The organism is Bradyrhizobium sp. SYSU BS000235, from assembly GCF_049747295.1.
Classification (GTDB): Bacteria; Pseudomonadota; Alphaproteobacteria; order Rhizobiales; family Xanthobacteraceae; genus Afipia.
Genome location: NZ_JBMHJM010000001.1, coordinates 4,266,845 through 4,283,684, shown reverse-complemented (window position 1 = coordinate 4,283,684; position 16,840 = coordinate 4,266,845). Strand labels below are relative to the sequence as shown.

The window sequence follows — 16,840 nt, the reverse complement described above, 5'->3', positions numbered from 1 at the left end:
GGCAATCGACACACGTGTCGCGTTTTGTCTGTCGCGGAACTTACCCGCCGAAACGATAATTCACACCGACGCGCAGGATATCGGTCGTCAACCGGGCATTCGTTCTCAACGTCCCAGAGAAGGGAGCGATAGCAATGGCTGCGAAAGTGTTGCTCATGTCGCCGAAGTCCAAGTGGAGATATTCGAGCTTGCCGCTCCAATGTCCACCGAGTGCCGTTTCCACACCGGCACCCGCGACCCATCCGGCTCTGGTTTGATTGAAATTGCCGGTGATAGATCCGCCCGGCGTTGGAGTACACGGAGCGAGACAAGCGTTCCCTGGCGGAATCGTAAAGGTCGCGCTGCTCTTTATTTCACCATAGGCAAGTCCGCCGGTCGCGTAGACCAGCCAACCATCAGACGGCGCAATACCGACCCGTCCGCGAAGCGTACCGAACCACGGCAGCTTCTGCGCGGTGTCGAAGGGCGCTTTCGTTATCGTCGGCGGCGGCTCCACGCAGGGCGAGAGACATAAATTTCGGCTGCTGAGCGTGACAGTCGATTGCGCGTCACCTTGCTGGCTGGTGGCCTGGATGTCAGTTTCAACACCAAACAGGAAAGCACCGCTCTGCACATTGTATCCCGCCTGAAGCCCTCCCAGCGCGCCGTTGATTGTATTGGAGGTCGAGTCTACCGCGGCCGTATCGAAGCGCGATCTTGGATCGAAGACGGCATCCGCGTGAGCGCGTCCCCAGCCTCCGCCGGCATTCGCGCCAGCGTACCAACCGGTCCAGTTCGGTGCGCCTCCGGTATCCGCAGCCGAAGCGATCGACGTCATGCCCAGCACGGCAAACACGGCGAAACCAAAAATCCTCAAGATCTTCACTGTCCATTCCTCGCGCGAATATCGGCGGCAAGGGCAACAGGTTCACCCATCAGGCTGAGCGCTATCGCCTTGACCTTCAACCGAACGATCGATTCCAGGGGGAACGGTAGTTTGATCTAAAGGACACTTCTTGGTCTGGACGGTAATCTGACTAGGACTGGGCGGCACTCGCCATCAAATCAAACGACCTGTGACCTGCAAGACACAAGGTGCGAACCCCGTCTCTCGCTTAACGTCCGCTGTTGCCAATCGCGCGCTTGACGTTGGCATGGCCGCGGATTCCGGCGTTCGCCTTGGAATGATCTCGGGAATGATCTTGTGAATGATCCTAGCGCGATCATCATTTGAAACGTTATTGTCCGAGGCCGGCATCTTTGCGCCGCGATCAAAATTCCTTGGCATGACCCCCAATTATTCCGTACGACGGAACGTGTCTATTTACGCGCCATGCAAAAGGCATGAACTGGAGCTCTCCCGATGAAAATCCCACCCCTCTTTCGCCGGCTCGCACTCGCCGGCGCTGTGTTGTCAGTGCTCATGAGCAGTGCCACCCGCGCCGCGGATAGCTTCGACTTTCCGCGCGGCTTCCGCACGCAAGAGGTCGCAACCAACGGCACGACCCTCCATGTCCGTATCGGCGGCGCAGGGCCGGCAGTGGTTCTGTTGCACGGCTATGGCGAGACCGGCGACATGTGGGCGCCTCTGGCAGCCGATCTCGCGCAGCATCACACGGTGATCGTCCCGGATCTGCGCGGCTTCGGCCTTTCGGCCATTGCGGAAACCGGGTTCGAGAAGGCGAACGAGGCGAAAGACATCGCCGGCGTGATGGATGCGCTGCAGGCGCCGCGCGCCGATGTGGTGGCCCACGACATCGGCAACATGGTCGCCTACGCCTTTGCTGCACGATATCCGGACCGGGTGACGAAGCTGGTGCTGATGGATGCGCCGGTGCCGGGTGTCGGGCCCTGGGACGAGATCGTGAAAAGTCCGCTGCTCTGGCATTTCCGGTTCGGCGGCCCCGACATGGAGCGCCTCGTCGCAGGCCGCGAGCGCATCTACCTCGACCGCTTCTGGAACGACTTCTCCGCCGCCCCCGCGAACTTTCCCGAGGCTGCGCGTGAGCACTACGCAAGTCTCTACGCCGCAAAGGGCCGCATGCGGGCCGGCTTCCTTCAATTCGCCGCCTTCGATCAGGACGTGATCGACAACCGCACATGGCTCGCCGCACACGGCAAGCTCCGCATGCCGGTTCTCGCGATCGGAGGCGAGAAATCCTTCGGTCCGATGATGGCGGTCGTCGCGCAAGCGGGCGCCGTCGACGTGGAGGAACGGGTCGTCGCGAACGCCGGGCACTGGCTCATGGAAGAGCAACCGGCCGCCACGGTGGCGGCGATTCACGACTTCCTCGACAAGGCTCATAACGCTGCAGCCAAGAACGGTCTCGGCGCCACAGCCCTGTCACTCGAGCAGATCCAGTCGATGCCGACGTCGGGCGCCGGCACGGGCACCTCCGGACTGAGCGGCATCCGCACGGTGCTGATCTCGGGTGATCCCGCCAAGCCAGGGCCCTACGCACTCGAGATCCACGTGCCGCCGAACACGGTGATCGCAGCGCACACCCATCACGACGATCGCTTCGCCACGGTGATCTCCGGCGTCTGGTACTTCGGCTATGGCGCTAAACCCGGCGATGCGCCGGTGAAGCCCCTGACGGCGGGCGGCCTCTACACCGAGCCCGGCGGTGTCGCGCACTTCGCCTTCACCCGCGCCGAGCCCGCCGTCGTCCGGCTGACCGGCACGGGACCGAGCGACACGACCTTCGTCGCCGCCGCATCCAAATAACCTCGAACCTCGCAAAGGAAACGCCCATGGCGTCCTTCCCTGCGATCCGCTTGCGGTCCTTCCCGCGGCATTCGCTTCGGACGCATCGATCCCTGACATGCGTGCTTTGGACGCATCCCGCCTTCGGCTGATGGCAAACGGAGGAACGAACCACATCAGAAAGGACGGTCGGCAGGAGATACATCAGCAGGAGACAATCATGAGCCTGGACATTGCCGGACGCCCCGCGAGATCGGGCCCTCCTGAGGAGATGGTTCCATCGCGCTACGCACTCAAGGTCGGCGACATTGACGTGCTGGTGGTCAGCGATGGCGTGCTCACGCTGCCGGGCGCGATGTTGGGCCACAACGTCGACCCGGCCGTCCGGGCAAAATGGCTGAACGAGCAGTTTCTGCCGCCGGACGTGCTCGAGTGGGCGCTGAATGTGGTCGTGCTGCGCAGCGGCGACCGGACCATCCTCGTCGACGCAGGGCTCGGGGCCGACCCGGACTTGCACTTGCCGCGGGCCGGGAAGTTGATCCAGCGGTTGGAGGAAGCCGGCATCGATCTTTCGTCCGTGACCGATGTGGTGCTCACCCATATGCACATGGACCACGTTGGCGGGCTGCTCGTCGACGGTGTGCGGGAGCGGCTGCGTCAAGACCTGCGAATCCACGTGGCGGCCGAAGAAATCAAATTCTGGGCGGCGCCCGATTTCTCCCGCGTCTCCATGCCGCCGGGATTCCCGGACGCGCTTCGATCGACCGCCAAGCGGTTCATGAACGAGTATCAAAGCCAGCTGCAACCCTTCGATGAGACCTACGAAGTGGTGCCGGGCGTGATGGTCCGTCGCACCGGCGGCCACACTCCCGGGCACAGCGTGGTCCGCCTCGCGTCCGGCGGCGACCGGCTGACGTTCGCCGGCGACGCCGTGTTCGCGGTCGGGTTCGAGCACCCGGACTGGTACAACGGCTTCGAACACGACCCCGAGGAAGCGAGCCGCGTTCGCGTCCGTCTCTTGCGGGAGTTGGCGGACAACCGCGAGCCGCTGGTGGCCACGCACCTGCCGTTCCCGTCGGTCTGTCATGTGGCGGTCGCCGGCGATGCCTTTCGTTGGGTCCCGGCCGTCTGGGAGTATTGAGTGAGCGTTGCGTGGGGATGAATGAGTGTCGCGAATCCGAAGTTCGCATCCGAGCAAGCCGTAAGCCTGCACGAACTTCGGAATCGGACCACTGGCAAGCAGATTCGCGGGCAGATACCCATTCCCATCGCCTTGATATTTTGAGACGCGCGAGACATCCCCCTTCACAGCGAGACATTCGGAAAACGCCGGTTGTTACCGCTGTAGCCGAGTTCTCCTTGGCATGCGGACAACGCGCTGGCTAAATCTGCTTGCATCGACATAGATGCAGAGAGTTTGAACAACCGCCATGAGTGAACCAGCGTACTCTCTCGGCCACGCCGCGACCGAGCTTGAACGCCTGACTGTGCAGGCTCAGGCGTTGCGTCCCATCACAGAGCGCCTGCTCCGCGAGGCAGGCATTGCACGGGGGATGCGGGTGCTCGACCTCGGCTGCGGTGCGGGAGACGTTTCGCTGTTGCTGGCCGAGTTCGTCGGGCGCGACGGATCTGTGGTTGCGATCGATCGCTCGGAGACGGCTGTGGCGACCGCGCGCGATCGCATCCGGCGGGCCGGCGCCGTCAACGTCACCCTGCATCACGCCTCTGTGCGCGATTTTGTCGACGGTGACGGATTCGATCTCGCGGTCGGCCGGTATGTCCTCATCTTTCAGGAAGAGCCCGCACAATTCATCGCCGATGTGGCGCGGCTGGTTCGTCCCGGCGGTGTCGTTGCGTTCCACGAGATCGATGAGTTTACCGGCGGGTCGAGCGTCCCGCAGGTTCCGTTGTGGGACCGGATCACCAACGTCGTGATGGGCGTCATGCGCCGGATCGTGACGACGCCGGACGCCGCACAGCGCCTTGCCGGATCGTTTGAGGAAGCGGGTCTCGGCGCGCCGTCGCTGATTTGCGAGCGTGTGGTAGGCAGTCACCAATCCACCCCCATGATGGCGTGGATGGCATCGACCTTCCGGGAAGTGCTGCCGCGCGCTCAGGAGTTAGGCCTCATCGCAGCGGGCGACATCACGGTCGACAACCTCGAGACCCGCGTCCATGCGGCGGTTGCCGAGGCGCATGCACAGATCGTCGGCCCCGACCAATATTGTGCTTGGGCTCGCGTGTAGGATTGGCTGCTGATTCAAATCCGATATCGAGCGGTGCACGGCAATTCGGCGAAACGTGACCCCCTGCAGACTTGCGTTCCGCCGATCGTCCCACACTTCTTTAACTAGCAATGGGGCCGTTCTCTCAAGTCGTGGAGGAAGCTGCAATGCGTGAACCAAACCTTGAAAAGTTGAATGCGCTTGTAGGAAAGCTAGTCGGCGACCTTGGCATCTCACTTGGCGGCGCCAGCATCCTGCTCGGCGATCGCCTTGGGCTCTACAAGGCGATGGCGGATGGTGCCGTGGTCACTCCGCCCGAGCTTGCGAAGAAGACCGGCCTGCACGAACGTTATGTGCGCGAATGGCTGTCCGGACAGGCCGCCTCCGGCTACATCGATTACCACCCCGAAAAAAATGCGTTCTCGCTGTCGGCGGAGCAAGCCATGGCGTTCGCCGAAGAGGGATCGCCGGCTTTCTTTGCCGGTGCATTCGATGTTGTGCAATCTACCTATCTCGACGAACCCAAAGTCGCCGAGGCGTTTCGAACCGGGAAAGGCGTTGGCTGGCACGAGCATTCGAAGTGCCTTTTCTCCGGCACCGAACGTTTCTTCAGGCCAGGCTATAACGCCAATCTCGTTTCGAACTGGATTCCGGCGCTCGAAGGCGTCGAAGCGAAACTGAAGGCCGGCGCCAGGGTGGCCGATGTCGGATGCGGCCACGGTGCCTCTACAATTGTGATGGCGCAGGCCTACCCCAATTCGGAGTTCTTCGGCTTCGATTACCACAAGCCTTCGCTTGAACGCGCGAAGGTCCTGGCGCAAGACGCGGACGTTGAAGACCGCATCACGTTCATGCAGGCCAGCGCCAAGGATTTTCCGGCGAAAGACTATGATCTGGTGGCGTTCTTCGATTGCCTGCATGACATGGGCGACCCCGTGGGTGCGGGCAAGCACGTCAAGGAAACGCTGGCCAAGGATGGCTCGTGGATGATCGTCGAGCCGTTTGCTCATGACAATCTCAACGACAATCTCAACCCGGTCGGGCGCATCTTCTATCACGCCTCGACGTTCATTTGTACGCCGGCATCACTCTCTCAGGACGTAGGCCTGGGGCTTGGGGCGCAGGCGGGTGAAGGAAGATTGCGTCAGGTGGTCACTGAAGCTGGTTTCAGACGCTTCCGCCGCGCGACCGAGACGCCGTTCAACCTGATCTTCGAAGCGCGTTCGTGACCGATCAGCGCAACGGTGCGCATCAGTCCGGATGGCGAGAGCCCTGCCCTCACTCCGGACTGATGTCGCCTATTGACCCAAGGCCGCGCACTCACCGGCTCTAGGCCGCTGCGCGCGCCTCCCGTGCTCCATAGGCGGCCGTCTCGAAATCCATGTAGCCGCCGAACGAGATCGGATCGGCGAACGGCAGGATTTGCGTCGCCCAATATCCGCCGAACCCGTTCTTTCGATCGATCCAGTAGAACAGGTTGGGAAGCCCAGCCCAGCCGAGCGCTCCGGCCGGTCGCCCGGTCGGCGCATCTTCGTCGTTCACCATGAAAGTGTAGGACCAGGATTTCTTGAGGCCGGGGAAAAACTCGGCATCGTTCGATATGCTCGGAATCACGCCGGGCAGCACCGTGACGGTCTGATGAGCTTGCAGGCCGTTGCGGACGGCAGCCTCGACCGTCTCTGTGTTGAGCACGCGGCCCTCCGGACCCGCTCCGTCGTTCAGCCACATGCGGATAAATTTCATGTACTCGCCGATCGAAGCGTGGAGTCCGTGACCGCCCATATCGACTTCCGGCTCGGCCGGCAATTGCATGTCAGGAAGTGGGGTGAGTGATCCGTCGGCCTCGCGTTGGTGCATGGTGGCGAGGCGCTCGCGCATCGAGGAGTTCAATGAAAAGCACATGTCCTTGATGCCAAGCGGTGCAAAGACCCGCTCAGCCAGAACCTCGCCCAGCCGCTTACCGCGGATCCCCTCGACGACTTGCCCGCACCAATCGATGTTGCTGCCGTATTCCCATTTGTCGCCGGGATCGAACAGCAGCGGCGTCATCATTGAGGCCCTTGAGCAGGTAATCACACTGGGTTGGCCGCGCTCCTGCGCCAGGCGGAAGTACGTCGTATTGAAGAAGTCGTAGCCGAAACCAGCGGTGTGCAGCATCAGCATGCGCGTGGTGATATCGCGCTTCGGCGCCCGGAGCATCGGCGTCCCGTCGGCATCGAACCCGTCGAGCACTTCGAGCTTGCCAATGTCGGGGGCGTAGTTTTTGGCCGGAGCATCAAGGTCGAGCCTGCCTTCCTCGACGCATTGCAGGACCGCTGTGCCGGTGATTGCTTTCGTGGTCGAGTAGATGGCGAAGACGGTATCGGTCGTCATTGGCTGACTGCCGCCAAGGCTGCGCCTGCCGGCGGCACCCTCGTAGATGTTACCCGAGCGGTCGGTGATCATCGCCACCACGCCGGGAACACCGGTCGCAGTCCTCTGCAAAATCCCGTCACATGTGCTTCTCAGGTCGTTACCCATCGACGTTTCTCCCGTTCAGGTTGGCGAAGTTTGTGATCCTCCTTCCTCTCGTCATGCCGCTCGCGGTCCGCGAGGAACGATGCAACCGCTTCAACGTGTTGGGCACCAGTTGGCTTGTCCCAACGTCAGTTGCACAGCGAAGGTCCCGTCACGGCCCCGACAGCAATAGCGATTGGCGTTTTGATCATGAGATGGCTCCAGATCTATCGAAAATTCTTTCGAAAAGTCTGTGTCGAACTTCGACCGAGCGTCATGGAGAGTAGGCCGATTTTTTGTGGTCGGCTAGGCATTTCCCAATTTGAATTGCAAAGCACCACGCCACATCTTTTTTTCCTAATTCACGTCAGCGGTGCTGACACTTGATCCTTCATCTGTGACGTAGGGGCTCGTACCAGCGAGCGTATTATCGTCGGCTGAGATCGTTGGCACTCATCGCCGCCGTCGATGATGCAATGGCCAACGACGCAAAGGCCCGCCGCGGGCAATGCCGGCGGCGGGCCAATGGTCTTGAGTTCAATCGTCTCAGTGATCGCGTTCGTGGTGACGAACGTGATCGTTACTTGTTCTTGCCGTTGGCTTTGCCGTTGTCTTTGCCCTGGCCGTTGTCGTTGCTCGCGACGTCGCCACCCGAAACAACCGTACCGGTGACTGGGTCAAGAATGAGAGGAACCAGGTTCGGCTTGGCCTTGAAGTCGAACATGTTGGTGAGCGAGTTGGCAGTGCGGTCAGTGGAGCCCTGACCTTCCGGCGGAGCAACCGGGCCATCGATGAAGCCGAGCTTCCAGTTGTCCTCGATGAAGCGAAGCACCGAGGCCTGGTGAGTCAGGGTGTGATCGACGAAGTTCGACTTCGCATATGGCGAGATCACGAGCAGAGGCTGACGCGGGCCGAGACCGCAGCGCGCCTGTTCAGCACCGGGCTTCGGCGTGCCGCAATTGCCGGGTCCGAACAGGAAGTCGAGCGGGGTCGCCGACGGGGTCAGGACCGGAGGCATGACGTGATCGTACCAGCCATCGGAGTCATCCCACACGATGACGACCGCGGTGTCCTTCCAGAATTGAGACTGCTGGACCGCGTTGATGGTCTGCACGACGAAGGCCTGTTCCACGAGCGGATCGGAGCTGGATGGGTGGCCGTACTGATAGACCGGCGCCTTGACGTAGCTCACCGACGGCAATGAGCCGGCGTTCAGCGACGTAAAGAAGTCCGAGATATCGTACATGTGGTTGGCTTGGTCGGCCTTGCCGATCATCTCCGGCGAGGTCGGCCGCAGATGGTGCGGGTTGCGCGTGCTTGCGAACTTCATGAACGGCGTAACGCCAGTGCTGTAGTCCCTGGCGAGCGCGTGAATGTCCACGCCCGGGTTGTTGACGCTCGGGTTCTGCACCAGGTAGGTGCGACCGTTGATGTCCATCTGGTGAGCTTGGTGCGTGGTGTTGCAGGACGCAGGCGTCAGCACATTGCCGTTCGCGTCGAGTTTCGCAGGCGTGCTGGGCAGGAAGCCGCCCTGGAAATAGCCCCAGGTCACGTTCTTCTCGTTCAACAGATCGCCGACATTCTTGCCGGTGAATTCAAACGTCCGACCGGGACCGCAATCGTCGAGATAACCCGGCAGGTTCGCGTCAACGAGCGTGACCGACTTGTCCGCTGGATTGACGTAGAAGCCCGAAGTGTTGGGGTTCGTCGGGTTTGATGGATCGTGAACGATGATGCCGTGGGTGGTGCCCGCAATGAGGTTGGCGTGGCCGGGCACGGTCGGGCCGTAGTTCGTGGAGAAGTGGTTGTCGCTCATCGAGTAATACTGAGCGTAATTCCACATCGCGGTGACGGTGTTGCCGTCGAAATAGGTCATGACGGTTGTGCCGTCCGGCTGGCAACCCGAGCCTTTGCCCGCAGTGGTCTCAGGGAACTGGTCGGCCTTGCCGCCATTGAGCGCTTTCTGCTCGGGCTCGTAGTCGTGACCCATGTCGCAGGTGACGGCATCGGCTGGCCCGGAGCGTGTCGGATTGGCCTGAGCTCCGAAGATGTTGCGGTTCGGATTGTTCACCAGCAGGCTTGGATTCGCAGCCAGCGTGTTAGCTGTTGGCGTGCCCTTGCGAGCGACGAATTGCGGCGCAGGAACGCCGACCCAGGTCTGCTCGCCCGGCTTATTCGCAGCATACGGATATGTGCCGAAGTAATGGTCGAACGTCTGGTTCTCAGGAATGATGACGACGATGTGCTTGATCGGCGTCTGCGTATCGCTGTCCTGGTTCTTGTCGTTCTTGGCGAGACCGACAGACGAGCACAGCACCAACGATGCCGCAGATAAGAGAAGAATTTGACGAAGATGACGAACAGGTTTGCGCGGTAGCATGAAACACCCCCAGATGCGCGAGACAGCGACTCTCGAAATTGAGAGACCGCGAGAAAAGGCGAGCCGGTATTTAGATGACGCGTATTTCAGGGGTGCGACATTTTGACAAAGCTGCTCGAATGTTCGCTCGCGCGCTGCAGATTGCGACGCTTTTTGATTTCAAATTCCTCATCGCGCTTTAATTCATCGCATAACGATACGATCAACGCGCGCGATGTATCGCGAATGCAAGCGAGAGTTACGAAAGCAGCCGCGCGCGATTAAAAAAAGCCGCGCTTTCGCGCGGCTTTGCTTGATCGATGACTCGTTCAGTGACTTTGCAAGTGACTCGATCAGTTATTTTGCTGCCGATTCGGCGGGCAGCCTGTGATGCGCGACGAGTTGCTGTCGCAAAGCTGCATAATGAGCGTCATGAACGGGTGGATTGAGCAGCGACCATGGTTCGGCGCGGCTGACAGCGGGCTGCACCTCGACAGTTATAAAGTGATTGTAGTTTTGATATTCGCGCGCCGCCTCGTCGTATTTTCCCGCAATGGCATTGCTGCCGACCCGCTCCAGGATCGCGACGGCTTCTTTGAGCGCATTGCGTGCCGCGTCGCGCTCTTTCTCGCCGCCTGACACGCCGGGAGCGCCCTGCTCCGGAATGCGGTCCATCAAATCTCCCAGATCGCCGCCAACGGCTGCGACCGTCAGAGTAATAATGCCGTTGTCATGCGCCTGAATGGCGGTGCCGAGCGTGCTCGCGAAATCGAAGATATCCTGCAGCAGGATCGCCGTGGTGATGTGTTCATAAGGCTGCGTCGCATCGCCGATCGCCTTCAGATAGGCGACCATGTCAGTCCGGTCCTGGGCCGAATAGCCGAGCGTGAATGAACGATCGAAGTAATCGACGACCTGATCGAACGTGGTGAACCGGGCGTCGTGGAAGTAAGGCGCGTTGAAATTGGCGTTCAGCAGCGTCGGTGTCTTGTAGAGCCCGCCGGAGCCGACATCGTGCCGCTTGTTATCAACGAACGCGGCGGAGGGAATGTGACAGCCCGCGCAGCTCAGCTCCGCGTCATGCGGGAAAGGCTTTTTGAACAGGGCCTCCCCGCGCCGCTCAGACGCGCTGGCGCCGACCGCCAGTTTTCCGCCGATCGTGATGCGGGGATTGGGCAGAAAATCGATATCCTCGATATAGGCAACGATCGCATCGAGCACCGCAGGCGCCGGATCGGGGCCGGAGAATTCGTCGACGATCACGGTGCGGACGAAGTCGCGGAGCGATTCCTTTCGGCCGTCGTTGCCGTAGGGCGCGAGAAAACGCGCGCCGCGCAAGCTCGGCACCCGAACCGGATCGAGAACGAAATTTTCGGCTTTCGGATTGAACAGCGCGCTCGACGTATCAAAACTGCCGGGCCGGATCGCCAAGCCCGGAATGAACAGCTTCCCGTTGGAAGTGCCGTTGATGTGGCATGTGCCGCAACTGACGTCGCCCTTCAGCGCGGTGCCGCCGAGAATGGCGGGCGTGTTGAACGCCATGTTTCCGAGCTTCACCAGATATGATTTCTGACCTTCGATTGCCTCGGAGTGGAACTGCTCGCGCGGCTGATCGACGGCATCATCGTCGAGCTCGGTGCCGACGGGAAGCGACGTGTTCACGCCCTCGACAGGGAAAGCCAGCGCGTGCTGCAAAACCAACACGGATGCAAGGCCAGCCGCAGCCGACAGAAACACGCGAACGAACATCGGCTCACCCTCGAGAAAACGACATGTAAAAGCGAGCCGAAAGCGTGGTCCCGCAAACTGCTCGATCATTGTTGCTCGACGATGGGTTGCTTCACCTGGCAGTTCAGCAGAGCCGCAACGTGTCATCGACATCAAACGATGCCTGCAGCACGCCTCGGCGTCTTCGAGCCGAGGCCGTTCTATCAATGGTACGATTGCTGTTTTGTGACGGCTCGATGTGCGGGGTCACGTTTGATCGTGACGCGATACACCCAGATGTGCACGACGGCGGATACTCAACCACCGCGCGAGATCGACAGAGCAAAGGGCTGGTTCATACAAGATGAAGTGGATGCGGATGACGTGGAGTCGTCCCCGAAGATGCGCCGCTCTCCGCCGTCAATGTCCCGCCGCGTCCAGCGCAATCATCCAGTGCAGGGCCTCCGGGGGCACCATGCGGATAACGGCCAGCGAAAGCACGACGCCAAGAGCACACAAAAGACAGACCACTTTCAGATCGTCGGGCCCTTCATCAATCGTGTACATGGATTCCTCTCATGCCTGGATTGCCGCTGTCGCCTGCTTTTGCAGGCGCGCGTCACCAAGATGATAACCGCTGGCGGGGCGCGCGTCCGTGCGCCCTCCTGTCGCACTCCCGTCACACGACGGTCCCCTAGGCCGTCTGCTGGGCCGTCTGCTGGACCGTCTCCTTGGCCCTCTGCTGGGCCGCGACCGGGCTCGAGGCGCTCGACCGGACGCCGAGCCGTGAGCGGCCCATTCGCGTGCCGCGAACTCCCCTCCTGCTGAATTCCAGCAGGACTTGATATCCATCAATACGGAACACCAAAAAAGGGCCTCCTTACCGAACTGTGAGGAGGCAGACTCATGCGAAACAGTCAAAGCCTCACGAGAGATCTCGAAGAGGCCCGCACCGCCGCTCTGGTCGGCCCTGGCAAACGTGATCTGCGGCTCGATCTGTTGCGCGGTATCGGCCAGTGGATGGTTTTCCTCGACCACATCCCCCACGATTTTCTGAACTGGTTCACCATCCGCAACTATGGCTTCAGCGATGCAGCAGAGATATTTGTCTTTATCTCCGGTTACTCGATTGGTTTTTCCTATGGGCCGGCGGTTCGATTTGGCCTGTTCATAGCTGCGGCAAAGCGCCTATGGACGCGCGCTTCGCAGCTTTACGTCGCTCACATTCTTTTATTTCTGCTTCTTACCGCTCAAATCGCCCGGACGGCACGTCGGTTTGATAACCCGATGTACAAGGACGAATTCAACGTCGCGCAGTTTCTCGACAAGGCCGATGTCATGATCGGGCAAGCCCTCTTGCTCAAATTCAAGCCGGTCGATCTCGATGTCCTGCCTCTTTACATCGTGTTGATGCTTGCCGCACCGCTTGTCTTGTGGAGCGCTCTGCGCAAGCCGAATTGGGCGCTCGTCTGTTCTGCAGTTCTCTACTTGCTTGCGCGGCACTTCGACTGGAATTTTCCGTCGTTCCCTGGCGGCAAATGGTACTTCAATCCGTTTGCCTGGCAGTTGCTGTTCGTGTTCGGAATCTGGTGTGGCTTTGGTGGCGGGCCGGCCGTGAGGACAGCTGCATTATCCCGTCCGATTACGATCATCGCCGCCGCATGGCTTATCTTCGCATTCCTGATCGTGATGACCTGGCACATTCCAGCTTTAGGGCGATTTGTGCCGCAATGGCTGAATCAAATGATTTATCCGATCGACAAGACGAATCTCTCGCCCCTGCGCCTCAGCCATTTTCTTGCTCTCTTGGTCGTCTTAATCCGCGCGCTCCCTCCCTACTCGCCGGGCTACGCTTCGAGCTGGCTTCGCCCGCTGATCCTGTGCGGTCAGCGCTCGCTTCCGGTATTTTGCACAGGCGTTCTATTATCCTTTGCTGCGCACTGGATCCTGGTGCAGGTGGCAGGCGGCATGATCGCTCAGATACTCGTTGGCATCGCGGGCATCAGTCTTCTCGTTGGAATTGCGTGGATCGCGACGTGGTACCGCGGCGTGCCGACTTTATACGGCACTGAAACGCATGTGATCCGGATCACGGACGGCGTTCAGCGCATCGAGTGAGCGTGAGCCGCAACGATGATCTGAACGCATGTGTCGCAACGTCATTACACACACTTGCGTACAATAGTGAGCTGTTCAGTTTGCCCCATGCCTCTGGCAATCCCCCCTCACCCCACAATGCCCTTCAGCTCCTCAACCGAGACGGTGACGGCAACATGACTAGCGAATGATCGGAAGCGGCCGTCGACCGAACGCTTTTGAGATACATCACCTCTGAGATACATCGCCTCACGATGCATCTCCGACGACGTCTTGCCCCTCCCCGGCGGTCATCATTTTGTCTTGCTGTTGCTGTGCCGGAAAAAGCCGCGTCCACTGGGATGGCCCCCGCGGGACGTGCGCAAGGCACGCCATCAAGCGAAAACGAGCGGTTGATCGCAAGTCCCGCGCCTTGACGGAACCACCGGGATTGGGCGACAGAGGGCCATGAGCAACACAGCAATCCTCGCCAAACCGAGCCTGATTTTCACGGGCTACCAGAAGCTTGTCCTCGGCATCCTGGCCTTCCTGCAGTTTACGATCATCCTGGATTTCATGATCATTTCACCGCTGGGTGCGATGATGATGCCGACGCTCAATATCACGCCGCAGCAGTTCGGTTGGGCGGTGTCGTCCTATGCCTTCAGCGCGGGTGTCTCGGGGTTCCTGGCGGCTGGTTTCGCTGACCGGTTCGACCGCAAACGGCTGCTTCTGTTTTTCTATTGCGGCTTCATGCTGGGCACGTTGCTGTGTGCGCTGGCGGCCAACTATCACATGCTTTTGATGGCTCGCATCGTCACCGGCCTGTTCGGCGGCGTGATCGGCTCGATCGTGCTTGCGATCGCCACGGATCTCTTCCCGCTCGAAATGCGCGGCCGGGTGATGGGGATCATTTCGACGGCGTTCGCCGCAAGCCAGGTGCTGGGTCTGCCGGCGGGACTGTTCTTTGCCAATCATTGGGATTGGCACGCGCCGTTCTTCGCCATCCTCGCGGTCGCGGTGCCCGCTGGGCTCGTCATCCTCACCTTCATGAAGCCGGTGGCGGATCATCTGGCGCTGAACGAAGAGCGCAATCCGCTGGTGCATCTGATGCACACCATCTCCGAGCGGCGCTATTGGCTGGCTTTCGTCCTGATCATGCTGATGCCGACCGGCGGCTACATGCTGATGCCGTTCGGCACCGCCTACATCGTCAACAACATCGGCTTGACGTTCGAGGTGTTGCCGATGATCTATCTGATCACCGGCATCTGCACGATATTTGTCGGACCGCTGGTCGGCAAGGCGAGCGACCGTTTCGGCAAGTTTCCGACATTCTGTTTTGGCAGCGCGGTGACGCTGGTGATGGTCCCGGTCTGGACCAATCTCGGCCACGTCCCGCTCGCATGGGTGATCGTCGTCAACGTGGTGCTGTTCGCGGGGATCTTCTCGCGCATCATCCCGTCGCAGGCGCTGATCTCGGCGATCCCCGATCCCTCAAGGCGCGGCTCATTCAACGCCATCAGCGCCTCGTTGCAACAATTGGCGGGCGGTGTTTCGGCCGCCATCGCCGGTCTCGTCATCGTCCAGTTACCGAGCGGCGCTTTGCAGCATTTCAACTGGCTCGGCATCATCGTCATCGCGATTGCGATGGTGTCCGTGGTGCTGATGTATTTCGTTCAAAAACAAATCCGTCAGCCGTCACCTGCCGCATGAGGCAGGTCCGCTGCGAGGCGAGTGAGGACAACTCGCAAAGCTGCGTTGCCGTGGTCACCGTTTCCGGAGCCGTTCGACCGTTGTCGTGGCGGCCGTGGTGGCCGTGGTTGCAGTCGCCGCAATGGCAGCCGCCGCGATGGCCGCAATTGCAGCGATGGCCAGTTCCGTTGCCGTCATACCGCCGCTATGGTTGCCGGTGGTGCCCGCCGACTGGGCGACCGCCGTCGAATTCAACGATGTCGACAGCAGCAGCGTAATGGCCGGCGGGGTGACGACGGCGAACTTGCCGCACGAGGCCAGGAATTTGCGGCGATCTTCGGCGGACAGATCAGGTTGGGTGTGCGTGTCCTGTGGCATCGCAGCCTCCCCAAGTATTCGGGGCTTTTGCTTGTCATTCCCGGAGGCAGAACAACCCAAAAGACCACCCAAACATCCGTTCTGTCGATACCTCGAACAAATTACCTGGGGGCATGAATTGGAGGCATGAATTTGGGGGCATGAAGATGAGGGCCGGACCGCTCGGGCGGAGTGCGCCCTGTCGCGCATCGCCATCGCACCAACGGCGGCGCTCTTTGCGGAACAGCCGTCTGAACGAAGTCAATGTCCCCGCAACCGCAGCGCTCAGGCCGAGACTTTCTTTGCCTTTGCGAGAATGCGGCGCTCGTCGAGCGCCTGCAGCGCGGTGTTGGCCTTCAAAATCAGGCTGTCCGGATGCGGATCGCCGTAGTGGAGCAACATGGTCGCCCGCACCATGTCCGTATCGACCGGAAAATTGGAATGATACGTGCGGTATCCCCAGAACAGATAAAGATTGCCGGGCTTTAGATACTTGATGTTCGGCAGGTCGCCTGCCGCCAGCTTGCGCGTGATGCGATTGCGGTACCACGTGCTGTGGGCGATCGCCTTCTCGATGACGTTGAAGAGCGCGAACCGGCGATAGCCGCGGCGGTTCGGAAACACGATGAGTTCACCCGCGCGCCGCTTCGGCCCGTCCGGAATCAGGATCGGCGCCAACACTGTGATCACGTGCCGGTCGTAATGGTGAAGCAGCGAGCGCTCTTCGCCGGTACTGCCCGCGACGACGCGCAGGCCGGTATAGATGTCGTCTTCCAGCTTCGCCTTGGGACACCCGATCTGCACGAGGCTCTGCATCAGCCGGCGCATCTGCGGATCGTCGGTCAGTTCCTGCGGAGGTGTGCCACGGTAGCGCGACAGATCGTTCAACGAGAAATATCGTTTGCCTTTTTGCGCGACCAGGCCGTGGACGTGCGCCTGCGCGCGTTCAATCCAGTTCGGGTCGATGGCATTCTCTATGCAAACGAAGCCTTTTTCGTCCAGCTCGGCAGCGAGCACGGCCGGATCCATTTGATTGGTCAGCAGCGACATCGTGATCTCCATGACGCGGGGAAAAATGTCACTGAGCGGCAGGTAATACAACACCTCGTAGTTGGTGACCTTTTGTTAACACTACCGGCATCTGAACCCGCGCTGATGATTTCATCGGCTTATCCGTCAACGCTCATCGCATGACATAGAATATGGCACGGAACGTTGCGCGCGCCGTTTCAAGCCGCG

Annotated in this window: 12 protein-coding genes and 1 pseudogene; 6 read left to right on the top strand and 7 right to left on the bottom strand. The window is 60.5% G+C overall.

Going from position 1 to position 16,840, the window contains the following annotated elements; translation table 11 throughout:
- Window positions 1-40 precede the first annotated feature (40 nt).
- Window positions 41-865: an outer membrane protein gene (locus ACP0KA_RS20045; protein ID WP_424630475.1), complete on the bottom strand. Its 825-nt coding sequence runs from the start codon at window positions 863-865 to the stop codon at window positions 41-43.
- 477 nt (window positions 866-1,342) lie between these two features.
- Here ACP0KA_RS20045 and ACP0KA_RS20040 point away from each other — a divergent pair.
- The 4 genes and pseudogenes from ACP0KA_RS20040 to ACP0KA_RS20025 form a co-directional block, all read left to right on the top strand.
- A pseudogene (locus ACP0KA_RS20040) lies at window positions 1,343-2,275 on the top strand (alpha/beta fold hydrolase); the annotation flags it as partial.
- Between the two features lie 631 nt (window positions 2,276-2,906).
- Window positions 2,907-3,827, top strand: a complete 921-nt coding sequence (locus ACP0KA_RS20035; protein WP_424630474.1) for an MBL fold metallo-hydrolase — start codon at window positions 2,907-2,909, stop codon at window positions 3,825-3,827.
- Window positions 3,828-4,116: 289 nt separating this feature from the next.
- Window positions 4,117-4,932, top strand: coding sequence for a class I SAM-dependent methyltransferase (locus tag ACP0KA_RS20030; RefSeq protein WP_424630473.1), 816 nt, complete (start codon window positions 4,117-4,119; stop codon window positions 4,930-4,932).
- A gap of 146 nt (window positions 4,933-5,078) precedes the next feature.
- The gene (locus ACP0KA_RS20025; RefSeq protein WP_424630472.1) at window positions 5,079-6,140 is read left to right on the top strand and encodes a class I SAM-dependent methyltransferase; all 1,062 of its coding nucleotides are present in this window, start codon (window positions 5,079-5,081) and stop codon (window positions 6,138-6,140) included.
- A gap of 100 nt (window positions 6,141-6,240) precedes the next feature.
- Here ACP0KA_RS20025 and ACP0KA_RS20020 read toward each other — a convergent pair whose 3' ends face one another.
- From ACP0KA_RS20020 to ACP0KA_RS20005, 4 genes are all read right to left on the bottom strand, one after another.
- The gene (locus tag ACP0KA_RS20020) at window positions 6,241-7,431 is read right to left on the bottom strand and encodes a serine hydrolase domain-containing protein (RefSeq protein WP_424630471.1); all 1,191 of its coding nucleotides are present in this window, start codon (window positions 7,429-7,431) and stop codon (window positions 6,241-6,243) included.
- A gap of 556 nt (window positions 7,432-7,987) precedes the next feature.
- Complete coding sequence (locus tag ACP0KA_RS20015) at window positions 7,988-9,787, bottom strand: alkaline phosphatase family protein (RefSeq protein ID WP_424630470.1); 1,800 nt, start codon at window positions 9,785-9,787, stop codon at window positions 7,988-7,990.
- Window positions 9,788-10,123: 336 nt separating this feature from the next.
- Window positions 10,124-11,584, bottom strand: a complete 1,461-nt coding sequence (locus ACP0KA_RS20010; RefSeq protein ID WP_424630469.1) for a cytochrome c peroxidase — start codon at window positions 11,582-11,584, stop codon at window positions 10,124-10,126.
- A 309-nt stretch (window positions 11,585-11,893) separates the two neighbouring features.
- Window positions 11,894-12,040 carry a hypothetical protein gene (locus ACP0KA_RS20005; protein WP_424630468.1) on the bottom strand — a complete coding sequence of 49 codons (147 nt, stop codon included), beginning with the start codon at window positions 12,038-12,040 and terminating at the stop codon, window positions 11,894-11,896.
- 339 nt (window positions 12,041-12,379) lie between these two features.
- Here ACP0KA_RS20005 and ACP0KA_RS20000 point away from each other — a divergent pair, with 339 nt between their 5' ends.
- The gene (locus tag ACP0KA_RS20000; RefSeq protein WP_424630467.1) at window positions 12,380-13,591 is read left to right on the top strand and encodes an OpgC domain-containing protein; all 1,212 of its coding nucleotides are present in this window, start codon (window positions 12,380-12,382) and stop codon (window positions 13,589-13,591) included.
- Between the two features lie 426 nt (window positions 13,592-14,017).
- A complete protein-coding gene (locus tag ACP0KA_RS19995; protein WP_424630466.1) occupies window positions 14,018-15,265 on the top strand; it encodes an MFS transporter in 1,248 nt (415 codons plus the stop codon).
- A 54-nt stretch (window positions 15,266-15,319) separates the two neighbouring features.
- On the opposite strand, the gene ACP0KA_RS19990 is transcribed toward ACP0KA_RS19995, so the two are convergent.
- Window positions 15,320-15,622, bottom strand: a complete 303-nt coding sequence (locus tag ACP0KA_RS19990; RefSeq protein WP_424630465.1) for a hypothetical protein — start codon at window positions 15,620-15,622, stop codon at window positions 15,320-15,322.
- 264 nt (window positions 15,623-15,886) lie between these two features.
- A complete protein-coding gene (locus ACP0KA_RS19985; RefSeq protein ID WP_424630464.1) occupies window positions 15,887-16,651 on the bottom strand; it encodes a hypothetical protein in 765 nt (254 codons plus the stop codon).
- Between the last annotated feature and the right edge of the window lie 189 nt (window positions 16,652-16,840).

What these genes read in the sequence shown, in the direction of transcription:
- ACP0KA_RS20005 (WP_424630468.1), bottom strand. Translation starts at nt 12,040, where the DNA reads ATGTACACGATTGATGAAGGGCCCGACGATCTGAAAGTGGTCTGTCTT.
- ACP0KA_RS20000 (WP_424630467.1), top strand. Translation starts at nt 12,380, where the DNA reads ATGCGAAACAGTCAAAGCCTCACGAGAGATCTCGAAGAGGCCCGCACC.
- ACP0KA_RS20025 (WP_424630472.1), top strand. Translation starts at nt 5,079, where the DNA reads ATGCGTGAACCAAACCTTGAAAAGTTGAATGCGCTTGTAGGAAAGCTA.
- ACP0KA_RS20030 (WP_424630473.1), top strand. Translation starts at nt 4,117, where the DNA reads ATGAGTGAACCAGCGTACTCTCTCGGCCACGCCGCGACCGAGCTTGAA.
- ACP0KA_RS20010 (WP_424630469.1), bottom strand. Translation starts at nt 11,584, where the DNA reads ATGATCGAGCAGTTTGCGGGACCACGCTTTCGGCTCGCTTTTACATGT.
- ACP0KA_RS19985 (WP_424630464.1), bottom strand. Translation starts at nt 16,651, where the DNA reads ATGTCGCTGCTGACCAATCAAATGGATCCGGCCGTGCTCGCTGCCGAG.
- ACP0KA_RS19990 (WP_424630465.1), bottom strand. Translation starts at nt 15,622, where the DNA reads ATGCCACAGGACACGCACACCCAACCTGATCTGTCCGCCGAAGATCGC.
- ACP0KA_RS19995 (WP_424630466.1), top strand. Translation starts at nt 14,018, where the DNA reads ATGAGCAACACAGCAATCCTCGCCAAACCGAGCCTGATTTTCACGGGC.
- ACP0KA_RS20015 (WP_424630470.1), bottom strand. Translation starts at nt 9,787, where the DNA reads ATGCTACCGCGCAAACCTGTTCGTCATCTTCGTCAAATTCTTCTCTTA.
- ACP0KA_RS20035 (WP_424630474.1), top strand. Translation starts at nt 2,907, where the DNA reads ATGAGCCTGGACATTGCCGGACGCCCCGCGAGATCGGGCCCTCCTGAG.
- ACP0KA_RS20020 (WP_424630471.1), bottom strand. Translation starts at nt 7,431, where the DNA reads ATGGGTAACGACCTGAGAAGCACATGTGACGGGATTTTGCAGAGGACT.